The organism is Streptomyces chromofuscus, from assembly GCF_015160875.1.
In the GTDB taxonomy this organism is placed as follows: Bacteria; Actinomycetota; Actinomycetes; order Streptomycetales; family Streptomycetaceae; genus Streptomyces; species Streptomyces chromofuscus.
In genome coordinates, this window is record NZ_CP063374.1 from 5,645,633 (window position 1) to 5,668,290 (window position 22,658).

General features: G+C 70.2%; 20 protein-coding genes. 12 read left to right on the forward strand and 8 right to left on the reverse strand.

What is annotated here, in order from left to right; translation table 11 throughout:
• Positions 1 to 4: 4 nt before the first annotated feature.
• From IPT68_RS25620 to IPT68_RS25635, 4 genes are all read right to left on the reverse strand, one after another.
• Positions 5 to 481 (reverse strand): MarR family winged helix-turn-helix transcriptional regulator, encoded by a 477-nt coding sequence (locus IPT68_RS25620; RefSeq protein ID WP_189701509.1) that lies wholly within the window; start codon positions 479 to 481, stop codon positions 5 to 7.
• A 92-nt stretch (positions 482 to 573) separates the two neighbouring features.
• Positions 574 to 1,374 carry an AIM24 family protein gene (locus tag IPT68_RS25625; RefSeq protein ID WP_189701510.1) on the reverse strand — a complete coding sequence of 267 codons (801 nt, stop codon included), beginning with the start codon at positions 1,372 to 1,374 and terminating at the stop codon, positions 574 to 576.
• Complete coding sequence (locus tag IPT68_RS25630) at positions 1,371 to 2,021, reverse strand: AIM24 family protein (protein ID WP_189701511.1); 651 nt, start codon at positions 2,019 to 2,021, stop codon at positions 1,371 to 1,373. The genes IPT68_RS25625 and IPT68_RS25630 overlap by 4 nt, the downstream gene beginning before the upstream one ends.
• A gap of 1 nt (position 2,022) precedes the next feature.
• Positions 2,023 to 2,655 carry an AIM24 family protein gene (locus IPT68_RS25635; protein ID WP_189701544.1) on the reverse strand — a complete coding sequence of 211 codons (633 nt, stop codon included), beginning with the start codon at positions 2,653 to 2,655 and terminating at the stop codon, positions 2,023 to 2,025.
• A 225-nt stretch (positions 2,656 to 2,880) separates the two neighbouring features.
• Here IPT68_RS25635 and IPT68_RS25640 point away from each other — a divergent pair, with 225 nt between their 5' ends.
• From IPT68_RS25640 to IPT68_RS25660, 5 genes are all read left to right on the forward strand, one after another.
• Entirely contained in the window at positions 2,881 to 3,225 is a 345-nt protein-coding gene (locus tag IPT68_RS25640) for a DUF3817 domain-containing protein (protein WP_189701512.1), read from the forward strand.
• Complete coding sequence (locus IPT68_RS25645; RefSeq protein ID WP_189701513.1) at positions 3,222 to 3,515, forward strand: MTH1187 family thiamine-binding protein; 294 nt, start codon at positions 3,222 to 3,224, stop codon at positions 3,513 to 3,515. Before IPT68_RS25640 ends, IPT68_RS25645 begins: the two co-directional genes overlap by 4 nt.
• A 130-nt stretch (positions 3,516 to 3,645) precedes the next feature.
• On the forward strand, positions 3,646 to 4,296 hold the full coding sequence (locus tag IPT68_RS25650) for a TetR/AcrR family transcriptional regulator (RefSeq protein ID WP_189701514.1): 651 nt from the start codon (positions 3,646 to 3,648) through the stop codon (positions 4,294 to 4,296).
• A 63-nt stretch (positions 4,297 to 4,359) separates the two neighbouring features.
• Positions 4,360 to 4,869, forward strand: coding sequence for a MarR family winged helix-turn-helix transcriptional regulator (locus IPT68_RS25655; RefSeq protein ID WP_189701515.1), 510 nt, complete (start codon positions 4,360 to 4,362; stop codon positions 4,867 to 4,869).
• Positions 4,870 to 5,084: 215 nt separating this feature from the next.
• Positions 5,085 to 5,408 (forward strand): hypothetical protein, encoded by a 324-nt coding sequence (locus IPT68_RS25660; protein WP_228039898.1) that lies wholly within the window; start codon positions 5,085 to 5,087, stop codon positions 5,406 to 5,408.
• A 54-nt stretch (positions 5,409 to 5,462) separates the two neighbouring features.
• On the opposite strand, the gene IPT68_RS25665 is transcribed toward IPT68_RS25660, so the two are convergent.
• Positions 5,463 to 5,804 (reverse strand): DUF3817 domain-containing protein, encoded by a 342-nt coding sequence (locus IPT68_RS25665; RefSeq protein WP_189701517.1) that lies wholly within the window; start codon positions 5,802 to 5,804, stop codon positions 5,463 to 5,465.
• Positions 5,805 to 5,899: 95 nt separating this feature from the next.
• Here IPT68_RS25665 and IPT68_RS25670 point away from each other — a divergent pair, with 95 nt between their 5' ends.
• The 3 genes from IPT68_RS25670 (at position 5,900) to IPT68_RS25680 (ending at position 15,946) form a co-directional block, all read left to right on the forward strand.
• Complete coding sequence (locus IPT68_RS25670) at positions 5,900 to 7,600, forward strand: acyl-CoA mutase large subunit family protein (protein WP_189701518.1); 1,701 nt, start codon at positions 5,900 to 5,902, stop codon at positions 7,598 to 7,600.
• Positions 7,601 to 8,249: 649 nt separating this feature from the next.
• The gene (locus IPT68_RS25675) at positions 8,250 to 15,488 is read left to right on the forward strand and encodes a Tox-REase-5 domain-containing protein (RefSeq protein ID WP_228039900.1); all 7,239 of its coding nucleotides are present in this window, start codon (positions 8,250 to 8,252) and stop codon (positions 15,486 to 15,488) included.
• A gap of 65 nt (positions 15,489 to 15,553) precedes the next feature.
• Positions 15,554 to 15,946 carry a hypothetical protein gene (locus tag IPT68_RS25680; RefSeq protein WP_189701520.1) on the forward strand — a complete coding sequence of 131 codons (393 nt, stop codon included), beginning with the start codon at positions 15,554 to 15,556 and terminating at the stop codon, positions 15,944 to 15,946.
• A gap of 66 nt (positions 15,947 to 16,012) precedes the next feature.
• Here the strand turns inward: IPT68_RS25680 and IPT68_RS25685 are convergent, their stop codons facing one another.
• The 3 genes from IPT68_RS25685 to IPT68_RS25695 all read right to left on the reverse strand — a co-directional run bounded on the left by IPT68_RS25685 (position 16,013) and on the right by IPT68_RS25695 (position 17,913).
• Entirely contained in the window at positions 16,013 to 16,282 is a 270-nt protein-coding gene (locus IPT68_RS25685; RefSeq protein WP_189701521.1) for a hypothetical protein, read from the reverse strand.
• 146 nt (positions 16,283 to 16,428) lie between these two features.
• Positions 16,429 to 17,154 (reverse strand): hypothetical protein, encoded by a 726-nt coding sequence (locus IPT68_RS25690; RefSeq protein ID WP_228039902.1) that lies wholly within the window; start codon positions 17,152 to 17,154, stop codon positions 16,429 to 16,431.
• A 72-nt stretch (positions 17,155 to 17,226) separates the two neighbouring features.
• A complete protein-coding gene (locus IPT68_RS25695) occupies positions 17,227 to 17,913 on the reverse strand; it encodes a TetR/AcrR family transcriptional regulator (RefSeq protein ID WP_189701522.1) in 687 nt (228 codons plus the stop codon).
• Positions 17,914 to 18,185: 272 nt separating this feature from the next.
• Here IPT68_RS25695 and IPT68_RS25700 point away from each other — a divergent pair, with 272 nt between their 5' ends.
• The 4 genes from IPT68_RS25700 to IPT68_RS25715 all read left to right on the forward strand — a co-directional run bounded on the left by IPT68_RS25700 (position 18,186) and on the right by IPT68_RS25715 (position 22,586).
• Complete coding sequence (locus IPT68_RS25700) at positions 18,186 to 19,160, forward strand: tetratricopeptide repeat protein (RefSeq protein WP_189701523.1); 975 nt, start codon at positions 18,186 to 18,188, stop codon at positions 19,158 to 19,160.
• Between the two features lie 649 nt (positions 19,161 to 19,809).
• A complete protein-coding gene (locus IPT68_RS25705) occupies positions 19,810 to 20,451 on the forward strand; it encodes a DUF6230 family protein (RefSeq protein WP_189701524.1) in 642 nt (213 codons plus the stop codon).
• Between the two features lie 187 nt (positions 20,452 to 20,638).
• Positions 20,639 to 21,229 (forward strand): DUF6114 domain-containing protein, encoded by a 591-nt coding sequence (locus IPT68_RS25710; RefSeq protein ID WP_189701525.1) that lies wholly within the window; start codon positions 20,639 to 20,641, stop codon positions 21,227 to 21,229.
• Complete coding sequence (locus tag IPT68_RS25715; RefSeq protein WP_189701526.1) at positions 21,219 to 22,586, forward strand: hypothetical protein; 1,368 nt, start codon at positions 21,219 to 21,221, stop codon at positions 22,584 to 22,586. Before IPT68_RS25710 ends, IPT68_RS25715 begins: the two co-directional genes overlap by 11 nt.
• The last annotated feature ends 72 nt before the right edge of the window (positions 22,587 to 22,658 follow it).

A 22,658-nucleotide genomic window follows, 5' to 3' on the forward strand; every position in this document is an offset into this window, starting at 1 on the left:
CTGTTCAGGGGCGCCCGCGCTGCCCGCGCAGGTGCTCCGCGATGGGCTTCAGGGCCTTGTCCAGCTCCGTGAGGGAGTCGGAGGGCAGCAGGTCGATGAAGTGCCTCCGCACGGACGCCACGTGGTGGGGAGCGACCTTATGCATCGTCTCCATGCCGTGGTCGGTGAGCACCGCGAAGAGCCCGCGGCGGTCGGACTCGCAGTTCTCCCGCCGCACCAGGTCGGCGTTCTCCATGCGCGTGATCTGGTGCGAGAGGCGGCTCTTCGACTGCATGGTCGCGGAGGCCAGGTCACTCATCCGCATCCGCGAATCCTCCGACTCGGACAGATTCACCAGGATCTCGTAGTCGTTCATCGTCAGGCCGAACGGCTGAAGGTCCTTTTCGAGCTGGTACGTCAACAGCCTGTTGACCTCCAGGTGGGTGCGCCAGGCACCCTGCTCCGCATCGGTCAGCCAGCGCGTGGCCGTCTCGGTCTCCATGAATCAAGTCTACCTAAAATGTTGAAAGGCGAACTAGTGAGGGTGGTGTGACAGTGCGCACGCGTTCGACGTCACACTCCGCAGACTACCGCTCACAGCCCGAAGCGACGCTGGAGGTCTCCCAGCTGTCCGGGAAGACGCGGTGCGCCGGCTTGCGCCCCGTGGCCCCCGGTCACCCCACCGCCGCCCGGCACGCCGGCCTGGTGCGGGACCGTCCCCGTGGCCTGTTCGGCCATCAGGGTCTCGGTCGACTGGAGCAGGACCGTACCGGCCCCCACGAACTCGAACTGGTGCTCCTCCCCGGAGGCCCCGCCGAGGCCCGTCATCGCACGTAGACCGCCCATTACGCCCGCCATGTAGCCATGGTCGTAGTGGTGGCACGGCGAGGGGCAGTCGGCCCAGCCGACAAGCGCTTGCGGATCCACCCGGATCGGCGGCTCCATGAACACCACCGGCCCGTTGGATGCGGCCACGAACTTTCCGGTTCCGATGAGCGTGAGAAAGCCCGGCACGATCGACTGCTTGAGCGACAGAGTTGGCTGAAAAGCGAGCAGGTTGCCCGAGCGAATGGTCAGATTGCCGTTCTCCAGGTCGTACGAGTTCACGTCGAAGGCCCGGTCGGCGAGGAGCATCTTGCCCGAGCCCTCCGCCACGACCCAGTCCGCGGCGTGCAGTGGCGAATGGAACGACGTTCGGACAAGACGGTCCAATCGCCCGTGCCCGACGCCGTTGAACTCGATCGAGCCGTAGTAGGCGATCATCTTCCCCTTCTGCAGGAACCACTGGGTCCCCTTCAGCTCCACGCAGAAGGTGTACGCGTTCACGTTGTCGTCGGCCGGCAGCGTCGCCGGGTCGTGCGCGACGGGCCCGGCGCCCGGGGTTCCGTAGCTCACAGCTTCTCCTCCGAGGCCTGGACGTACACCGCGCCGTTGCCGCTCAGCTCCAGCTGGAACGCCTCGCCGGAGCCGCGGCCCACCATGTCCCGCCAGCCCAGCGCCGTCGACAGCTTGTTGCGCACGTCCCCGTGGTGGGCGACGTAGGCCTGCGGGTCGACGTGCACGGGCCGCTGCGGGCTGATCGGGATCTCGAAGACGCCCCCGTGGGCCATCACGGCGACCGCGCCGTGCCCCTTGAGCGTCGTCGTGAACAGCCCCTGGCCGGTGACCTGCCCCCGCACCATCCCCATGACCCCGCCCTGCGCGCCCAGGAACATCGTCCCCTGCTGGAGACTTCCCTCGAAGGCGAGCAGCCGGTCCGCCTCCACGTACAGGGTGTCCCCGGCGAGGTCGATCACCTGGACGTGGTGCCCGCCGTGCCCGAACAGCACGGTGCCGCTGCCCTCGACCGTCATCAGGGGCGTGTCCTCGCCCGCGACCCGCCGCCCGATCATCGACATGAGCCCGCCCTGCCCGCCGCTCATGCTGGGCGTGAAGGACACCTCTCCCTTGTAGGCGAGCATGGCGCCGCGCTGGCTGAACAGGCGCTGCCCGGGCAGGACGGTCGCCTCGATCATCTTCGCGTTGACCTCGCGGAAGCCCATGTCACACATCCCCCGCGATCGTGTTCCGCTCGCTGGGCTGGACGTACACCAGCCCGTCCCCCTCGAAACGCATCTGGAAGGCCTCGCCCCCACCCTCCCCGATCAATGTGCGGAAGGTCACACCGGACTGGAACGACTGCCGCAGGTTTCCCTGGTGCGCCACGTACGCCCCCGGATCCACGGTCAGCGGGTACTGCGCGCTCACCCGCAGCACCACCGCCGGCCCGTCCGACATGATCGCCGCCTGCCCGTGCCCCTCGACGGTCGTCGTGAACAACCCGTTGCCCTGCGAGGCGCCGCGCAGCCCGGTGAAGGACGTGCCGGTGCGCAGTCCGCCGTCGGTCGCCAGCAGGTTGCTCGACTCCACGTACAGCTTGTCGCCCTGGAGACTCACCAGGTTGATCTCCGAGGCCCGGTCCGCGAACCAGCACGTCCCGTGCCCCTTCACCTCCATCACGGTCATCTGCTCACCGGTGATGCGCCGGGTCACCATCCCCCGTATGCCCTCACCGCCGCCGCTCAGCTTCTTGAAGGCCATCTGACCGTCGTACGCGACCATCGAGCCGTTCTTCGCCTTCACGGCATCCCCGGTCATGTCGACGGCAAGCACCTTGCTGCCTTGAAGTCGGAACATCGCCACGGATGTGAAGGTATCGGCCGATTGGCTCCGCCGACAGGGTCAGTCACCGGAGACGAACCCGGAGCGCCCCCCTAGGGGTGCCGCGCGATCATGCCGCCGGGCGCGGAGCCGGACCCCCGAGTCCCTGCCCGCCCGAGCGTTTGCCACAATGGCCGAGCGTTTGTGCATCCGTTCACAAAGCGACCGCCTCGTCAGCGAATCTCCCACCGAAGGTGACCCGTGGACCTCAAGACCGCCACCGCCCTCCGCCGCCTCCGCCTGGTCTCGGCCCCCGAGGCCGCGTCCTTCCTGATCCTGCTCGTCTGCGCGGTGCTGAAGCGGACCACGGAGTTCAACGCGGTCCCCGTGATGGGCGGGATCCACGGCGCCCTGTTCGTCCTGTACGCGATCTTCTGGGCGGACGCCTGGAACCGCGCCAAGTGGAGCTTCGGCACGGCCGCCCTGTACTTCGTCCTCTCCGTGCTGCCCGCCGGCGGTTTCTTCGTCGAGCGCAAGCTGCGCCGGGAGGCCGAGGACGCGGTGATCGCGCAGCGCGCCCGCAAGGAAGGGGTCGTGAACGCATGATCGTCGCCTTCTCCGTGACGCCGCTGGGCGTCGGCGAGGACGTGGGGGAGTACGTCGCCGACGCCGTCCGCGTGGTCCGCGAGTCGGGCCTGCCCAACCGGACGGACGCGATGTTCACATCCGTCGAGGGTGAGTGGGACGAGGTCATGGACGTCGTCAGGCGCGCGGTCGCCGCCGTGGAGGCGAGGGCGCCACGCGTGTCCCTGGTCCTCAAGGCGGACATCCGCCCCGGGGTGACGGACGGCCTCACCTCAAAGGTGGAGACGGTGGAACGCCACCTGGCGCAGTAACCGCACACCGGACGAACCCCGGCCCATTGGGCCGGGGTTTCTTCTCGGGCACGTTCTCCGTGACCTACACGGACGTCCACGCCCGCGGGATGCGCCCCGGCCTGCGCCCGGTCCGCGAGGAGTGCCGAGCATGAGCCCGGAGACGGCGAAGTCCCTGGAGACGAAGACCAAGCTCCTCGAAGGCGCCCTGCGCACCCTCACGGACCAGGGGATCGCCAAGACCTCGGCCCGCACGATCGCGGCGGCCGCCGGGGTCAACCAGGCGCTGGTCTTCTACCACTTCGGCTCGGTGGACGAACTACTGTCGGCGGCCTGCCGCTACGGCGCGGAACAGGCGGTCTCCCGCCACCGCCTCCGGATCGCCTCCGTGCGGTCCCTCTCGGAACTGCTGGCCGTCGGCCGCGAGATTCACGACCAGGAACGGGAGAACGGTCACGTCGCGCTCCTCGGCCAGCTGCTGGCCGGCGCCCAGACCCATCCCACCCTCGGCCCGGCCACGGCGGCGGGCCTCGACCTGTGGATCACGGAGATCGAGAGGGCCCTGACCCGCGTCCTCGCGGGAACGCCCTTCGGCGACTTCACGGACCCCAGGGGCCTGGCGAGGGCGGTGGCGGCGTCGTTCGTGGGGATCGAACTGTATGAGGGCGTGGACGCGGAGGGCGCCACGGCGGCGCTGGACGCCCTGGAACACCTGGGCGCCCTGGTGGCGGCCCTGGAGGAGCTGGGACCAGTCGCCCAGCGAGCGGTCCGCCACCACCTGCGCCGGACCGCGCGGCGCTGAGCCGCCGACCGAAAGGCGAGACGGGGCTGACCACGATATGACCGACGGGTAAGGTCTGATGACGTGCCGAAGCCGCTCAGTCTTCCCTTCGACCCCATCGCCCGCGCCGACGAACTCTGGAAGCAGCGCTGGGGCAACGTGCCGTCCATGGCCGCGATCACCTCGATCATGCGCGCGCACCAGATCCTGCTCGCCGAGGTCGACGCGGTGGTCAAGCCGTACGGGCTGACGTTCGCGCGGTACGAGGCGCTGGTCCTGCTCACCTTCTCCAAGGAGGGCGAGCTGCCGATGTCCAAGATCGGCGAGCGGCTCATGGTGCATCCGACGTCCGTCACGAACACCGTCGACCGCCTCGTGAAGTCCGGCCTGGTCGCCAAGCGCCCCAACCCCAACGACGGTCGCGGCACCCTCGCGGTGATCACCGACAAGGGCCGCGAGGTGGTCGAGTCGGCCACCCGCGACCTGATGGCGATGGACTTCGGCCTCGGCGTCTACGACGCGGAGGAATGCGCCGAGATCTTCGCAATGCTCCGCCCACTTCGCGTGGCGGCGAGCGACTTCGAGGAAGACTGACGGCCGTCAACCCCGTACGGGCGGTACCACTTGCCGGTGGTTTCCGCCCCGACGTCCGCTTTCGGAACCGGAACCCTCCGCCTCGCTGCGATCATGTGGGCCAACCATCATTCGGGTGATGGAAGTCCGGATGCGTCGGCCCAGTGGGGCCGGCGCACGCCGCCGCCACGGGGAGCACCGCGATCGGCAGTTTCGACTACGACCTGAGGGGCGCGATGGTGAGGGTGCCTACCGGGTGCTTCCTCACCCACACCATCAAGGGCTCGGGCAAGCGGATCACTTCGCAGTTCGCCGGCGCGGACTGCGCCGGCCTCGCGGCCACCTTCACGAAGTTCTGCAACTGGAGAATCGACTTCTCCTACGCGGACACCGACAACAGGACGTACCGCACGTCACGAGGGACGACGCACACGACGTGCGAGGGAGCACCCCTGCGGCACGCCGCCCCGCAGACGCTGCCCACATACGGCAAGGCGTGTGCGAAGTTCCACGTCAACGGCAAGTTGCGCGCTGTGCAGTGCCACTACATCACCAGGTGACGCTGAGCGACGTCGCCGGGTGAGGTCCGGCGTCGCGGTCGGTCCGGTCCGGGATCAGGCCGCGGCGGGGCTGGGGTCGGCGTCCTTCTGCAGGAGCGGCTCGACCTCCCGGCTCACCCGGCGTTCGACGAAGAAGGCGGCGGTCGGGACGGTGCCGGCGAGCAGGACCCACAAGAGCCGCCCGACCGGCATCTTCGCCTTGTTGCCCAGATCGAAGGCGAAGATCAGATACAGCACGTACAGCCAGCCGTGGGCGATGCCGACGACGGTGACGAAGCCGTCGAACCCGTCCAGCTGCAACAGGCGCTTTCCGATCACGCCGACGGTCAGCAGGATCAGCAGCACGGCGGTGACGTAGGCCATCACCCGGTAGCGGGTCAGGACACTCTTCTTCATGGCGACGAGCGTAACGGGTGAAGCGAAGCTCCCCGTCGGCGCGTCCTGGCCTGCACCACTGTCTTTTATTAGGACGTCCTAGTAAATTCGAAGGTATGGACGCTGACGCCATCGAAGAGGGCCGCCGTCGCTGGCAGGCCCGGTACGACGCGGCGCGCAAGCGCGACGCGGACTTCACCACGCTCTCCGGCGATCCCGTGGAGCCGGTGTACGGGCCCCGACCCGGGGACACCTACGAGGGCTTCGAGCGGATCGGCTGGCCCGGGGAGTACCCCTTCACGCGAGGTCTGTATCCGACCGGCTACCGGGGGCGCACGTGGACGATCCGGCAGTTCGCCGGTTTCGGCAACGCCGAGCAGACCAACGAGCGCTACAAGATGATCCTCGCGGCCGGCGGCGGCGGTCTCTCCGTCGCCTTCGACATGCCGACCCTGATGGGCCGCGACTCCGACGACCCGCGCTCGCTCGGCGAGGTCGGCCACTGCGGCGTGGCCGTCGACTCGGCCGCCGACATGGACGTCCTCTTCCGCGACATCCCCCTCGGCGACGTGACCACGTCGATGACGATCAGCGGCCCGGCGGTCCCGGTCTTCTGCATGTACCTGGTCGCCGCCGAGCGCCAGGGCGTCGACCCGTCCGTCCTGAACGGCACGCTCCAGACCGACATCTTCAAGGAGTACATCGCCCAGAAGGAGTGGCTCTTCCAGCCCGAGCCGCACCTGCGCCTGATCGGCGACCTGATGGAGTACTGCGCCGCCCGCATCCCGGCGTACAAACCGCTCTCCGTCTCCGGCTACCACATCCGCGAGGCCGGCGCGACGGCCGCGCAGGAGCTGGCGTACACGCTCGCGGACGGCTTCGGGTACGTGGAGCTGGGCCTGAGCCGTGGGCTCGACGTCGACGTCTTCGCGCCCGGCCTGTCCTTCTTCTTCGACGCGCACGTCGACTTCTTCGAGGAGATCGCCAAGTTCCGCGCGGCGCGCCGCATCTGGGCGCGCTGGATGCGGGACGTCTACGGCGCCACGACGGACAAGGCCCAGTGGCTGCGCTTCCACACCCAGACCGCGGGTGTCTCGCTGACCGCCCAGCAGCCGTACAACAACGTGGTCCGCACGGCGGTGGAGGCGCTGGCCGCGGTCCTCGGCGGCACCAACTCGCTGCACACCAACGCGCTCGACGAGACCCTCGCGCTGCCGAGCGAGCAGGCGGCCGAGATCGCGCTGCGCACGCAGCAGGTGCTGATGGAGGAGACGGGCGTCGCCAACGTCGCCGATCCGCTGGGCGGTTCGTGGTACGTCGAGCAGCTGACCGACCGGATCGAGGCCGACGCCGAGAAGATCTTCGACCAGATCAAGGAGCGAGGCCTGCGCGCCCACCCCGACGGGCAGCACCCCATCGGCCCGATCACGTCCGGCATTCTGCGCGGCATCGAGGACGGCTGGTTCACCGGCGAGATCGCCGAGTCCGCCTTCCGCTACCAGCAGGCGCTGGAGAAGGGCGACAAGAGGGTCGTCGGCGTCAACGCCCACACCGGCTCCGTCACCGGAGACCTGGAGATCCTGCGGGTCAGCCACGAGGTGGAGCGTGAGCAGGTACGGGTGCTGGGCGCGCGCCGGACGGGCCGCGACGACGCGGCCGTGCGCTCGGCCATCGCCGCGATGGTCGACGCCGCGCGGGACGGCTCCAACATGATCGAACCGATGCTGACGGCCGTACGGGCGGAAGCCACGCTCGGCGAGATCTGCGACGCCCTGCGCGACGAGTGGGGCGTGTACACCGAGCCGGCCGGCTTCTAGCCAGTGCCACGACAGGCAACGTTCACCCCGTCGCGACGCCCGGCACGCCCTCCCGCCGCACCGGCCGGAAGCCCAAGGACATCCATCACGAGGGCTTCCGGCCGGCACTCCCCCAGCTTCCGGCCGGGGGACCCCCGGAGCACGCACCGGACGCCGCTCCTTGCCGGGCAAACGTTGCCTGCCGCGGCACCGGGCCCGGCTGTATTCCGTGACTCGGCAGTCCAGGCTGCGGCGTAAGTGCCGGAGCCCGGACCGGTGTCGGCTGCTCACTCTCCCGTTCCACCGGCCACGTAAACAGATGGTCAAGGGAGAGATCGTTTTGTCCGATGCTGCCTCTCTGTGTGATCTTCGTGAAGATTATTTGACCTTCCCGTGACTGATCGTGGCGTGAGATCGTCGCGAGGTAAGCGGCGGCGCCAGTTTGTGGGAGGGGCAAGGGCCGACGCATGTCGTACCGAGGGGGCTTGGGGGGACGGGCGGCCACCTCGTGTTGTCATGCCCATGGTTGATGCTGCCGAACGTCTAAGAGATTGTTGGGCAGACCTACATGCCATCGTTCAGAGACGTCGGCAGACGCCGCCGACGCATGCGCGATGCGGTGACGCGAGGCATCAGCGGGACAGTCTTCGTCACTGCAGGCGCCGTGCTGATGGGCCTGGTGCAGGCTTCACCAGTCGCGGCCGACACCGCTCCGGAAGAAGACACCGGGTTCTACCGCAACAGCGTTGGCCAGAACCAGCGGCTCGACCGCTGCCTCGCGGGTGTGGCGCTGCACTATGGCGGCGCCAACATGAAGGCCAAGGCCATCGAGGGGCTGACCGGCACCAGCGAGGAGCTCTTCGCGGTCATCGGGGACCGTGGGTGGATAGGACTCGGCCCCCTGGGACAGGCGTCGGACGCGGACCGTGAGGCCGGGCTCGACTACCGGGACGGCTCCGACGCCCGTACCGAGGAACTCGACGCCGCCAACACGCCTTACGCGCAATCGGCCTACGCCAGCGAAGACATGATGTGGGATCCGCCCGAGTTCGACGCGGAACTGAGGCAGTTCACCCTCTTCACCCAGGAGCAGTTGGCCGGTCGGCTCGGCTGGGAGGGCCACAGCAACGCCAGTGCCGAGGCGATCGCCCGCGCCAGGGAGATCACCGAGGCGAACCGGGACAGCAACGAGATGGCGGAGAACTGGGCCGCCGATGACATGCTCGCGGACTGGAACGTCAACCAGAAGCAGTTCTCCGGCGGTACGACGGCCAGTGACATCGCGCTCTATCTCAAGCACGGCGGCTTCCTGAAAGAGGCGCCCGCCGAGGGGTCTGCTCAGTACCGGATCATCGTCGAGGACCTCAAGCAGGCCTGGGCCACCTGTGACTACCAGAACCCGGTTGATCTCCGGCGAGTGCTCAACGCTCCACTGATCACCGCGATGGCCGAATGGGAGCAGGAGTACGCCTCTCAGGCCACCCCGCGCGCCACGATCATCCAAGCGGAGGCGGACGCCGCCCTCGCCACCCGTGAGGCCACGGACGACATGATCGAGGCGATCGGTCAGGCGTGGTTGGCCGAGCAGATCCTGACCTGGCAGAAGTACTGGCAGGACACGCTTGCCGTGGACCCCGACGCCCTCGACCAGCCTGACCAGGCGTTCTACGACAAGGCCGAGGCCGACCTCGCCCGCGCCCGGAACAACGTGACCACGCTCGTCACCTCGGCCGAGCAGCACGCCGCCGCTGCGGCTACCGCGGCCCAAAAGGCGTCCACCGCGCAGCAGGTGGCGTGGGGCATCGCCGACGCCAACAACGTGCCGCGCGGGCGCGGGCTGATGTACGCCCAGCAGTCGGTCCAGGTCGCCCGAGCCTCCAGCGCGGCTGCCGAAGCCGCCGCCAAGGCGACACGCACGGCCCTGGAGGCGGCCAACGCGACCGTCGCCGACAGCCAGACCCTGCTGGCCAAGGCGCAGACCCAGTCGCACGCGGTGAACACCGAGTTCCGCCGGATCGCCGCACAGGAAGCGGCCGCGCAGGCCAAGGCCGCCGCCGACACCGCCGACGCCGAGGCGAAGGCCGCCGCGGACAGCGCCGCCGCCGCGAAGACCGCGCAGGCCACCGCGGAGGCGGAGGGCGAGGAGGCCCGCCAGGCCGCGGCCACCGCGCAGGCCCAGCGTGCCGAGGCCGAGTTGGAGAAGGCCACCGCCGTCGCTTCTCGTGTCAGCGCCGCCGCGGAGCGCGCCAAGGCGCAGGAGGCCGAGGCCCAGGCGGCCACGCGGCAGACCGCGGCCGAGGAGGCGAAGTCTGCCGCCACGACGGCCGCCGCCACCGCCAAGGAGAAGCGGACCGCCGCCGACAGCAAGGCCAAGGCCGCCGCCACCGCGCGCGCCGCCGCCGTGGCCGCGCTGCAGAAGAAGCAGGCCACCGCTGCCCGCGCCGCCGCGCTGCAAGCAGCTGCCTCGGCCGCCGAGGGCACCGAGGCCGCGGCCGAGACCCAGACGGCCGCCGACCAGGCCCGTACGGCCGCGGCGGATGCCGCGACCGCAGCCACCGCCGCGCAGACCGCCGCCGACGAGGCCACCGCCGCCGCGGTCACCGCCCGTTCCGCCGCCACCAAGTCGGAAGCGGCCGCCGAGCGCGCCCAGGCGAACGCCGACGAGGCGTGGTCGGCCTACCTCAAGGCGACTGGCGCAGCCGCGAACGCGCACGTCGCGGCTGCCGAGGCGTTGGACGCCGCTCAGGACGCCGCCCTGCGGGCCGACAACGCCGCCACGGCCTCGGAGAACGCCACGGAGCTGGCGAAGAAGGCGGCTGAGGAGTCCTCCGCCGCGGGCATCGAGGCCGCGTCCGCCGTCACCACGGCCGCTACCGCGGTCGGCCGCGCCCACGCCGCCGGGCAGGCCGCGCTGGCCGCCCGCGACAGCGCCGCCCAGGCCATCGCAGCCGCCAACGAGGCCGTGGCCATCGGTACCCCGTACCAGGAGAAGGACGCCTCGGCCGCCTTCGCCGTACTCGTCGGACAGACGTCCAAGACATTGGCGGAGCAGCAGGCCGCTGCGGCGGACGCGAAGGCCGCGGAGGCCGCGGAGGCCGCGGAAGCCGCGCAGCAGGCTGCCGAGCAGGCACTCGGTGACGCCAAGCTGGCTGCCGAGGCGGCCGCACAGGCGGCGACCGACTCGGTGCGCGCGACGCAGGCCGTCGCCCGAGCCCAGGCGTCCGCGACTCAGGCCCAGGACGCGCAGCAGGCCGCACGACAGGCGGCCGAGTCCGCCTCCGGTTATGCCCAGCAGGCCGGTGCGGACGCCGTCAGCGCCCGTAACACCGCGGGTGACGCGGAGACCGAGGCCGCGCAGGCCGACCGGGAGGCCACCGAGGCCGAGCGCAGCGCCGCGCAGGCCGACGAACTCGCCGAGCGGGCCGCCGGTGCCGCCGGTGACGCCGCGAACAAGGCGGCCGAATCCGAGCAGAACGCCAAGGACGCCGAGGCGAAGGCGGCCGACGCCGACGCCGACAGCAACGCGGCCGAGGGCGCCGCCGGGCAAGCGGAACAAGAGCAGCGCGAGCAAATCGAGGTCGAGCGTCAGGACGCCCTTCAAGACGGCAACACACCCATCGAGGGCGGCTCCGCCAACTGGGCCGTCCTCGGCGAGCCGGAGAAGCAGATTCTCCTCGACGCGTGCGGTCAGACCTGCCTCGACGCCTACCAGGACGCGCTGGCCGCCGTATCCGTCGACGTGGTCGAGTGGACCGCCGCCAACGGCGGGCAGATCCTCCTGGACGAGTTCGGCACCGCCAAGGTCAAGCAGTGCCTGGCGCTGGAGGGCACCGAGTCCTGCCTGTGGTCCCTCGTCGACATCCCGTCCTCCGCGGTGATCGTCGGCAGGATCCCCGCCCTCGCCGAGGCCATCGAGAAGGTCAGCACCGGCATCCGGCAGATCTTCTCGGACGCCTACAACGGCCGGGGGAAGCTGACCGAGCTGACCCAGCTCATCAGCGGCAAGCGCAGCACGCCTCGCTGGGACCGGTGCGTCGCCGGTGTCGCCCTGCACGTCGGTGGCGCCAACATGAAGGCCAAGGCCATTGAGGGGCTGACCGGCACCGACGCCGACCTGCACGCCATCATCGGTGACAGCGGCATGATCGGCCTCGAACCCCTCGGCCAGGCCAGCGCCAAGGACCGTACCGCGGCTCTTGCCTACCGGGACGCCTCTGCAGCCCGCAAGTCCGGTTTGGAGGACGCCAACCGCCCGTACGCGAGCACCTCGTTCAGCGACGAGATCTCGCTGCACGCGCCGAAGTTCGACGCCGAGGTCCTGCAGTTCACCCTGTTCACGCAGGCGGAGCTCGCCGGCCGCCTCGGCTGGGACGGCCACAGCAACGCCAGCCCCGAGGCTGTGGCGCGGGCACGGCAGATCACCGAGGAGAACCGGGGCAAGGACATCTGGAACGACTGGGCCGCGGACACGATGCTCCGCGACACAGCCGTCAACCAGACGCGCTTCGCCGGCGGCACCACCGCCACCGACGTAGCCTCCTACCTCCGGCACGGCGGCTTCCTGAGCAAGGCCCCGGCCGTGGACTCGGCCGAGTTCCGCTACGAGGTGGAGAACCTCAAGCAGGCCTGGTCGTCCTGCGACCACCAGGACCCGGTCGACCCCAACAACGCCCTGGGCGTGGTTGTCTCCACGGCCACCGCCGAGTGGAACGCGGAGTACGCCGCCCAGGCAGCCCCGCGCGCCGCGATCCTGCAGGCGGAGGCGGACGCCGCCCTCGCCACCCGTGAGGCCACCGACGACATGGTCGAGGCGATCGGTCAGGCGTGGCTCGCCGAGCAGATCCTGCTGTGGCAGAAGTACTGGCACGACGAACTGAAGATCGACCCGAAGAGCATCTTCAAGCCCAAGCAGGCTCTGTTCGACCGGGCCAACGCCGACCTGGCACGGGCGCGCGGCAAGGTGCAGGCGCTGGTCACCTCGGCCAACCAGCACGCAACGGCCGCCGCGGCCGCCGCCACCCGCGCGGTGACCGCACAGCAGCAGGCGTACGACATCGCCGACGCCAACGGCGTGCCGCGCGGCCGGGGCCTGAGCTATGCCCAGCAGTCGGTCCAAGTGGCCCGCGCGTCCGGCGCGGCGGCCCAGGCGGCCGCGAAGGCGACGGAGACGGCTCTGAACGCGGCCAACGCCACGGTCTCCACCTCGCAGGCGCTGCTGGCGCTGGCGAAGACCGAGGCGCACGCGATCAACACCGAGTTCCGCCGCATCGCCGCCCAGGAGGCCGCCGCCCAGGCGAAGGCCGCCGCCGACAGCGCCGACGCGTACGCCACCTCCGCCGCCAACAACGCGGCCATCGCGAAGAAGGCCAAGGAGGACGCGGCCCGCGAGGAGGAGGAGGCCCGCCAGGCCGCCGCCGACGCGCAGCGGACCCGCGCCGTCGCCGAGCTGGAGCGTGCCAACGCGGCGGCCTACCGGGCCACCGCCGAGCACGAGCGGGACATCGCCGCCGGCCACGAGGCCGACGCCGTCGCCCAGGGCCGGATCGCGAGCGATGCCCGCGCCTCGGCCGAGGCGTCCGGAACAGTCGCCTCCGACAAGCGGAAGGTGGCCGAACAGGCTGAGAGGGACGCCGTCGCCGCCCGCGACAACGCCCTGGAGGCGGAGCAGCGGCGCGACTCGCTGATCGCGAAGGCCGAGGCGCTGGAGGCGAACGCCGCCGCCGACGAGGGGACGGAGGCGGCCGAGGCGTCCCGCGCCGCGGCCACCAGCGCCCGCTCCGCCGCGGACACCGCCACCACGGCGGCCACCAACGCCCGCGCGTCGGCGAACGCGGCCACGGCCGCCGCCGTCAACGCGCGCGAGGCCGCGACCCAGGCAGAGGGCGCCGCGGCCCGGGCCCGGGCCGCGGCCGACGCCACCTGGGCGTCGTACCTGGTCGCCGCCGGTTCCGCGGCGACCGCGCACGCGAAGGCGGCCGAAGCCATCGACGCCTCCGAGGCGGCCGCGGCCGACGCGAAGGGCGCCAAGGAGGAGTCCGACAAGGCGAACGCGGCGGCCAAGACCGCCAAGACCGAGGCTGCGGCCGCCCGTACCGAGGCGCAGCAGACCGCGAACTGGGCGGCGGTGACCGCTGGCAAGGCCCAGGCGGCCGTGGCGTCCTCGCTCGCGGCCCGCGACTCCGCCGCCGCCGTGACCCGGCCGGCGCAGGAGGCGATCGCCTTCGGCACGCCTTACCAGGAGGAGGACAGCTCCGCCGCGTTCGCGGTCCTGACGGGGCAGTCGTCCCTGACGGTGGCCGAGCAGCAGGCGGCCGCCGCGGCTGCCACGGCCGGTCTCGCCGAGGAGTTCTCGGCCGAGGCGAAGGCCCTCGCGGCGCAGGCGGCGGCCGACATGAAGCTGGCCCTGGAGGCGTCGGCCGCTGCCGCCGCCGACGCGCTGCGCGCCGCCAAGGCGTACCAGCGGGCGCAGGCCTCGGCCAACCAGGCCGCGGCCGACGCCAAGGCCGCGCAGGCCTCGGCTGAACGCGCCGACGGCTACGCGATGTCGGCCGGTGAGGACGCGTTGGCGGCGAACTGGGCGGCCAACGAAGCCGAGCAGGACGCCATCGCCGCCGACAACGCGGCGACGGAGGCGGAGAAGGACGCCGCCCACGCCCGCGAGGTCGCCACCCAGGCGGAGGCCGACGCGGCCGCCGCCCGTACCGCCGCCGACAAGGCGGAGATCGACGCGGCCGCCGCCGAGGAGGCCGCCGCGGGCGCCCGTGACGCGGCCGAGGAGGCCCAGGCCGCGGCGGACCGGACGGAGACGACCGGTAACGCCGAGCAGATCCAGCAGGGCGTCACCACCGGCATCGGCGGGGTGTGGGCCGTCCTCGACCACATCGAGTACATCGGCGACCCGCAGAACGTCGTCAAGGAGAACTGCAACCCGATCTACCACGTTGGCGACTGCGTCATCACCGCCGACGTCACCTATCGGTCGCACGTCGACCTGTACATGTGCCTGGCCTCGCCGGAGTCCTACACGGGCAGCTGCCCGAACGCCGACACGATCTACCTCGGCCCCGACGTGACCGACGTGAAGACCGAGCGCCTCACGAACGTCATCTCGATGATCGAGTTCAACGCGGGCATCGATCCGGTCGACGTCCTCCTGGGGGACTTCATCGGCTGCGCCAAGCTGATCACTCCGGGTCTCTCCGGCGGCAGTTGGGGCGACTGCGCCTGGGCGGCGAGCTGGTTCGTCGCCGGTGCCCTGTTCAAGGGGGCCAAGGCCGCGATGATGTCGCTGGACGCCGCCGTCAAGACCGGCATCGGCTTCACCGAGGCGTGGGTGGCGCTTCGATCCATCGGTCTGACCGAGGGCGCCATCGCCGGCATCGGCACGAAGATCATTCAGCGGCTGCAGCAGGCCTGTCAGAAGGTCGACAACGTCACGCCGTCGACCTTCTCCCTCGCCGCCTCCTCCGTCTCCAGCACCTCGGGTAATCCGCAGTGCTGGGTCGAGATGGGCGGTCCGGGCGTCTGGAACATTTCCAAGGAGGGCGGCAAGAGCGCCCGCGCCATCGCCTATGAGTTCCAGATCACGGGGGTTCCGGAAGGTTTCGGCTATCTGATCAGGAACACGCCGAACCCCAAGGGCGAGCTCAAGCTCGACGGCTACAAGGGAGGCGTTCTCCTGGAGGCCAAGGGGCCCGGCTACTCCGCCATGATGAACTCCTACAAGCCGAAAGTCGTCGAGGACGACTTCGTCAAGCAGGCGAGATATCAGGTGGAAGCCGCGCCGAACACGCCGATCACCTGGCACATCGCGGAGGAGGACGTCTACGAGAAGGCCAAGGCGGTCTTCGCGGCGACGGACGACCTCAAGCGGATTACGGTCGTCTACACTCCGCCCACCACACCCTGACCGGCGCGCCGGCGTCCTCGGTGTCTCCGGGGCGCCGGCCCCGTGGTCCTTCCGTCGGGAGAGACGTGAGTTACGACATTTTCGTGATGCGGTTCGAGAACGGCGAGACGGTCCCGCTGGACATGGCCGTCGCCCGCGAGGTCCTCGACCCCTTCGTGGCGGGCCGGGACCCCGGGGCGGACGTCCTGTTGGTGAGGACGGCGGACGGGGAGGAGGCTGACGTGTACCTCAACCCCCCGGACGGCATCACCTTCAACCGCTTCGGAGGCGGCGGGGTCATGGACCTCCTGGCCGTCCTCCTGCGGCGCCTGGACGCCGTGCTGGTCGTGCCAGGCGGGCCCGTCGTGGTGCAGTCCGACAACGTCCGGCACCAGCTGCCGGACGTCCTGGCGGACGGCGTTCCGACGGTCGTCGCGCGCACGGGTGCGGAGATCGACCAGGCCATCCGGGCCGCCTGAGCGGAAGGGGAAGGGCCTCCCCTGGTGCATGGCGCGCCGGGGGAGGCCCCTTCTTCGTGTGCGGGCTCAGAGTCGGTCGAGCTGGGCCCGCACGACCGCTTCCGGGATCGCCGCCTGCTTCGGGTCGAGCATGCTGACGCCTCCGCTGCGCACGGCGGTATAGGTCATGGGCACCTTCTTGCCGCCGATCTCGCCGGTAATGCGGTAGCCGCTGGTCATTTCGCGCACCTGACGCGAGCGATCAAACGGAAGCTGAAGAGGATCCAGTACCGGCCGCACCTGATCGTCGGCTGTCTGCCGACCACCGGTCTGGACCTCGACGGGCTGATCGAGCAACTGGACAGATCAGGCCGCCGCAATAGGTAGCTTGTTGGCGAGTTGGAACAGCCGTTTACGCGTGTACGCACATTGGACCGGTGATGTCCGTCATTCCCTCGCGCTGACGTCTGTGGACAACTTTTCCGGGCACCGGAATTATGTCGTCAGCCCAGCTTCTCCAACTGCGCCTCGATCGCCGCCTCCGGAATCGCGCTCTTCTCCGGCGTCAGCATGTTCACCCCGTAGAACGCCGCGATCACCCCGCCCTCGCGCACCACCGTGTACGTCATCTGCACGGACTGCTTGCCCACCACGTTCGTGATGCGGTAGCTGACCGCGTCGTCCGCCAGGGACGGGTCCTTGAGCTGCTTCACGTTCTTGTAGGTGAGGCCGAGCGTCTTGAAGCCGTCGCACTTCTTCAGGGAGGTGCGCAGGTCGGACATGACCCGCTCGGCGTTCTTCTCCGAGTGGGAGGCCAGCCACATCGAGCCGATCGTGGCGTTCGTCGCCTCCGTGGGTTCAAGTGAGCGGTGCTCCACGCTCACCGCCTCGATGTGGGTGTAGCCGCCGGCGAGGCTCGCGATCGGCTGGCACTCGGGCTTGTCGGCCGTCATGCCCCGGCCTGCCTCGGCATCCGCCTTGGAAACCTGCTTGAACGCGAAGCCCGTGCTCTTTCCGGAGATCGTGGCCTTTTCCAAAGCCTGGGGATCCAGCGCGCCGATCCGCTTGGCCTCGGCGGCCTTCTTTTGCTCCTCAGTCGATGTCGCGCCGGCGCTCGGGGAGGACTTCGCCTTTTTGTCGTCGGATCCGTCCGAATTGCTGCTGCACGCGGATGTCACCAGCAGGGCCGGCAATACAGTGACGACCGGGAGGACCCTACGCAATCTCATGCTCGTTCCTGACATGCTCGGCGGGTGAGGCATTAGCGAAAGGATCTTACCGTTGAATACGTAATTCGCTTATTACGTTTTGGCTTCGCCCGTCTCTGCCGCGCCCGTCCCCGCCGGGCCTGCCTCTGACGCGCCGGCCGCGCCCGCCACCCCCGCCAGCCCCAGCAGCAGCACCCGCGTCAGACCCCGAACCCACTCCTCGTCCACCGGCTCCGCGCTCACCAGCGAGCGGTGCACGACCGAGCCCGCCACCATGTCGAAGATGAGGTCCACCGTGCGGGCGGACTCCGCGGGGTCTGTCTCCGGTGGGAGCTCCCCGCGGCGTTGGGCGCGTGCCCGGCCCTCCACGACCAGGCGTTTCTGGCGTTCCACGATCGACCCGCGGATGCGCTCGCGCAGCGCGTCGTCCCGCGTCGACTCCGCCACCACCGCCATCAGCCCGCTCCGCGCCTCCGGGCGGGCCAGGATCGCCGCGAACTGCAGGACCACGCCCTCGACGTCGCCGGCCAGGGTGCCGCTGTCGGGCAGGCGCAGTTCGTCGAAGAGTTCCGCCACCGCGTCGACGACCAGTTCGTTCTTGCCCGCCCAGCGGCGGTAGAGCGTCGTCTTCGCGACCCCGGCCCGGGCCGCGACGTCCCCCAACGTGAGCCTCGACCAGCCCAGTTCCACCAGGGCTGCCCGGGTCGCGGCCAGGATCGCCGCGTCGGCGGCGGCGCTGCGCGGGCGTCCGGTGCGGCTGGCGGGGGTGCGGCTCGGCATCCCCCGACCATATCCGTGACCGATTTGGGTGGGGCTCCGGTGGCAGTGAGGGAGATCACCGGGTGAGGGTGCCGCGGATGCCCCGCCTGCCGTTACGCTACGACTCGTAGCGAAAGCTCATGTGGGTGACCTGTTCTTCCGTCCCGTACGGAGGCTCCGGCGGCGCACGCGAGCGACGACCACGGGCGTGGGGTGGGGACCCGGCGCCGTACGCGGGCACGGCTTTCACGGCGGTTTTCACAGACACGCGGGGAACGGGGGAGGATAGACGCATGCAGCCACGGAACATGTCCATGAGCGGCGTCGTCGACCTCGCCGCGGTCAAGGCGGCCCAGGAGGCCAGGGCGAAGGCGGAGCAGGCGCGCGCCGCAGCGGCCCGGCAGGGCGGAGGCGGGGCCGTCTCCCCGGCCGATCTCGTCATCGACGTCGACGAGGCCGGATTCGAGCGCGACGTCCTCCAGCGCTCCACCGAGGTCCCGGTCGTCATCGACTTCTGGGCCGAGTGGTGTCAGCCCTGCAAGCAGCTCAGCCCCGTGCTGGAGCGGCTTGCCGTCGAGTACAACGGGCGCTTCGTCCTCGCCAAGATCGATGTCGACGCCAACCAGATGCTGATGCAGCAGTTCGGGATCCAGGGGATCCCGGCGGTCTTCGCGGTCGTCGCGGGCCAGGCGCTGCCGCTCTTCCAGGGCGCGGCCGGTGAGGCGCAGATCCGGCAGACCCTCGACCAGTTGGTCACCGTCGCCGAGCAGCGTTTCGGGCTGACCGGTCTGACCGTCGACCCGGAGGCCGAGCCGGGCGGCGGCCAGGCGCCCGCCGAGGTGCCGGCCGGTCCCTACGACGCCGCGCTGAACGCCGCCGCGCAGGCGCTGGACGCGGGTGACATGGGCGGTGCCGTCCAGGCGTACAAGAACGTCCTCGCCGACGACCCGGGCAACCCGGAGGCCAAACTCGGGCTCGCGCAGGCGGAGTTGCTCCAGCGGGTGCAGGGGCTGGACCCGCAGCAGGTGCGCAAGGACGCGGCCGACCGGCCGGCCGACGCGCAGGCGCAGATCGCGGCGGCCGACCTGGATCTGGTGGGCGGTCACGTGGAGGACGCCTTCGGGCGGCTCATCGACGCCGTGCGGCGTACGGCGGGCGACGACCGGGACGCCGTACGACTGCGGTTGCTGGAGCTGTTCGAGGTGGTCGGCGCGGAGGATCCGCGGGTGACGGCGGCCCGTCGGGCGCTGGCACGCGCGCTGTTCTGAGCGGCGCGCCGGAGGCCCGGATCGAGGCCGGTCGCCGAGCGTCGGGGCGGTTGCGCCCTGAGTGAGGGACTGTCCGACAGAACGTCAGAGCGGCCGCGCTTTACCAAATCTTGGTAATCGCGGCCGCTGTTACTGCGAGTAAGTCGTGGGCGTTGATCTGTCGGAGTCTGTCCATCGATCAATAGTTTTGTCCTGCCCCTAACTGCCACCGAGTGTCGCTGACCGAGTCCCGCTGGTCGTTGTTCGGTTATCCGGCCGTTACTAGCGAGTAACGAACCCCCTTGTGCGGGCGGCGAGAATGCACCACGATCGGCGACGCTCGGTCCATTCCCGCACCCCGACATCCAATCGGGCCGCGGGACTACCTGGGTCCCCACCGAGCAGAGCCGACGTCCCTGGCGCCGGCTCTTGGGCAGGGGGGTCTTCGCCCACCCGGCGAAGCCTGTCCAGCAAGGTTGTGCGTGATGCGTGTCAGGCGCGACCAGTGGTTGTCGCTCGGGGGTGATCGCCGGTGATTCGGGCGCCGTTGTGCGCCGCCGAGTCGGGCGCTCTCCTTTCCGAGGACGTAGCACTTCTCCCATCCCTGCCCGGTTGAGCTCTCTTTGGGGTCTGGTCGGGGCAGGCGATGTACGTCCGAGAAGGAGGAATTATGGAGTCCCAAGTGCGTGGTGGGACCAGATGGAAGCGGTTCGCTGTGGTCATGGTGCCCAGCGTCGCCGCCGCGGCATGTGTGGGTGTCGGGCTTGCGCAGGGTGCGCTGGCCGCGTCGTTCAGCGTCTCCGGCCAGCAGTTCAAGGTGAAGGCCGCTCACCTGCACGGTGAGGGTTTCGCCCAGTACGGCGGCATAGACGAGGTCTACACCTCGGTCGAGGGCAAGACGAAGAAGAAGGTCCCGGTCGCGATCTCGTCGTTCGACACCGCGACGATCACCAAGATGTGCCAGTCGGTCAAGACGGACATCCCCTTCGTGGGATCGATCTACCTCCGTCTTGAGGCGGGCAACAACGCGAAGAAGCCGGTCGAGGCCGAAAACCTCTACATCGACGTCGCGCAGCTGGACGCCGATGCGGAGTTCAAGAACATCGACATCGGTATCGCGGTCCAGGACAAGACGCGTGGCCCCGCCAACAAGGACAGGGCCACCACCCTGCCGGGTGGCTTCGCCCAGCAGGCGGAGTCGGCCGACCTCTACGGCGTCGAGCAGACGGCGTGGGCGACCACGGCCGGCACGTTCAAGCTCAGCGGTCTGTCGATGCGTCTGGGCGCGGACCCCAAGATGGAGTGCTACTGACGGCTCCCGTCACCGGGGTGTTTTGGGGTAGTTGAGCTGCCCTCGGGGGCGGGGAGGCCGTCGCTTCTCCGCCCCGCCGGCCCGGTCCGTCCGAGCGTCGGCACCCTCACAGACTCACACTTCCGGCTTCTCCACGCCTACGGCCGAGCCGGTACGAACTTCCACCGGACCCAGGGAGCTGTTTTCCATGAGTGCCGAGACTCCGGTCCAGAGCGCCGGGACCTTCACCCGGTTGCGTCTGCGATTCCGTGACTGGCGGGGCACCCGGCCGTTCTGGGCGGGCCTGTTCACCCTGCTCGGCGGGGTGCCGATCGCCTACTTCCCGTATGCCACGCTCAAGCTCGGAACCATGTCGATCGCCATGGCGACCACCGCGGGTGCCGGTTCGCTGATCATCGGCGTCCTGCTGATCACGCTGGGCCTGACCATGTGGTTCCAGCAGGCCACGCGCTTCTTCGCCGGTGTCGCGGCGATCCTCCTGGCGCTGGTGTCCCTGGTGGTCTCCAACATCGGTGGCTTCCTGGTCGGTTTCCTGCTGGCCATGGTCGGTGGCGCGCTGGCCCTGTCGTGGGCGCCGGGCACGGCGGAGCCCGCGGATGCCGGGCAGCGGGACGCCGACCAGGGCCCGTCCGGTGACGGCAGCGACGAGACCGGGCCGGGCACCACTCCTGAGGCGCCCGAGGACAACGCCGTCGAGCCGGACGAGTCGCACTCCCCGCAGGGCCCCGTCGACGGCTCTCGGGCAGAGGAGCCGAAGGGGGCCCACCATGTCGGCTGACGAGGTCCGGGGCGAAAGCTCTGCGGCCTCGCCAGCGACGAGAACGGGGCCGCGTCACGCCGCCCCCAAGAAGCCACTGTTCACCAGGATCCAGGTACCGGCCGGCCGTGCGATAGCCGTGGCGGCGATGCCCACGGCGATCCTCATGGGGATGGGGTTCACGCCGAAGCTGGCCCTCGCGGACGACCGGCCGGCGCCCAGGAGCCTGACGGCCGAGGAGTACGAGGACTGCCTGGCGCTCATCGAGGACGCCACCGCCTCGCCTTCGCCGTCCGCCTCGGCGAGCGAAACCCAGTCCACCCAGCCGAGCCCCTCGGCTTCGGAAGGGGCCGACTCCCCGGCACCGTCGGCGACTTCGGGCACCTCGGACGGTGACGCGTCGGGCGACGGCGCGGCGGACAACGGCTCTTCGTCGGATTCAGGTTCCGACGACGACGCCGAGCCGGCGCCGGCCCCGTCCGCCACCGGGGACCAGGAGCCGCAGGACGCGGCTCCGGCGCCGAGCGAGCCCGAGTCCGGGTCCGACGGCGGTGGCGTGCTGGACGCCATCGGCGACACGGTCACGGGCGTGGTCGACGGCATCACGGGACTCGGCGAGGACACGGAGACGGCTACGCCGACTCCCACGCAGACGCCCTCGCCGTCCGCCTCGACGGGTGCGGGAGAGGACACGTCGGCGGGCGACGACACCTCCGGCGACACGAGCGGCTCCGGCGACTCCGGGAAGGACACGGCCGGCTCCGGGAAGGTCACCGACCAGGCCGGGGACGCCGCCGACGAGGTCACGGACGCGGTGTCGGACGCGGCCGGGGAGACGGAAGGAGCGGCGGACGAGGCCACGGCCTCCCCGACCCCCTCCGCGAGCTCCACCACGGACCCGGATGACTGCCCGATCGCCACGGACGCCGAGGGCGGGATCGACAACAAGCTCCTGCTGCCGGACAACCCCTGGTACCTGAACGCCAGTTCGCTCACCCTCAAGGGCGCCGACTACCAGGGCGTCGTGAAGGTCAAGACCGCCTCCGGCAAGGTCAAGGAAGTCCTGAAGTACGTCGTCTCCGACGGCACGGACATCGGCGACCTGCACCAGATGGTGAAGGACGAGCAGTCGGGCAAGACGTACCACGTGCAGGCGGACAAGGGCTCCACGTCCACGATCACCGACGGCGACACGCTGATGTACACCGAGAAGATCTCCGGCAACCTCTTCGGCCTGATCCCGATCACCTTCAGCCCGGAGAACCCGCCCCCGCTGAACATCCCGCTGATCTACTTCACGAACGTGAAGGTCCAGCAGGCCGGCCAGTTCGGCGGAACCCTGCATGTGCCGGGACTCTCGTCGTACATCACCAACTGAGCCGACCGGCCCCACAAGCCCGTTCGGGAGCCGCACACGAGCTGTGGCCCGGTTTCCCCGCCTGCGCGGGGG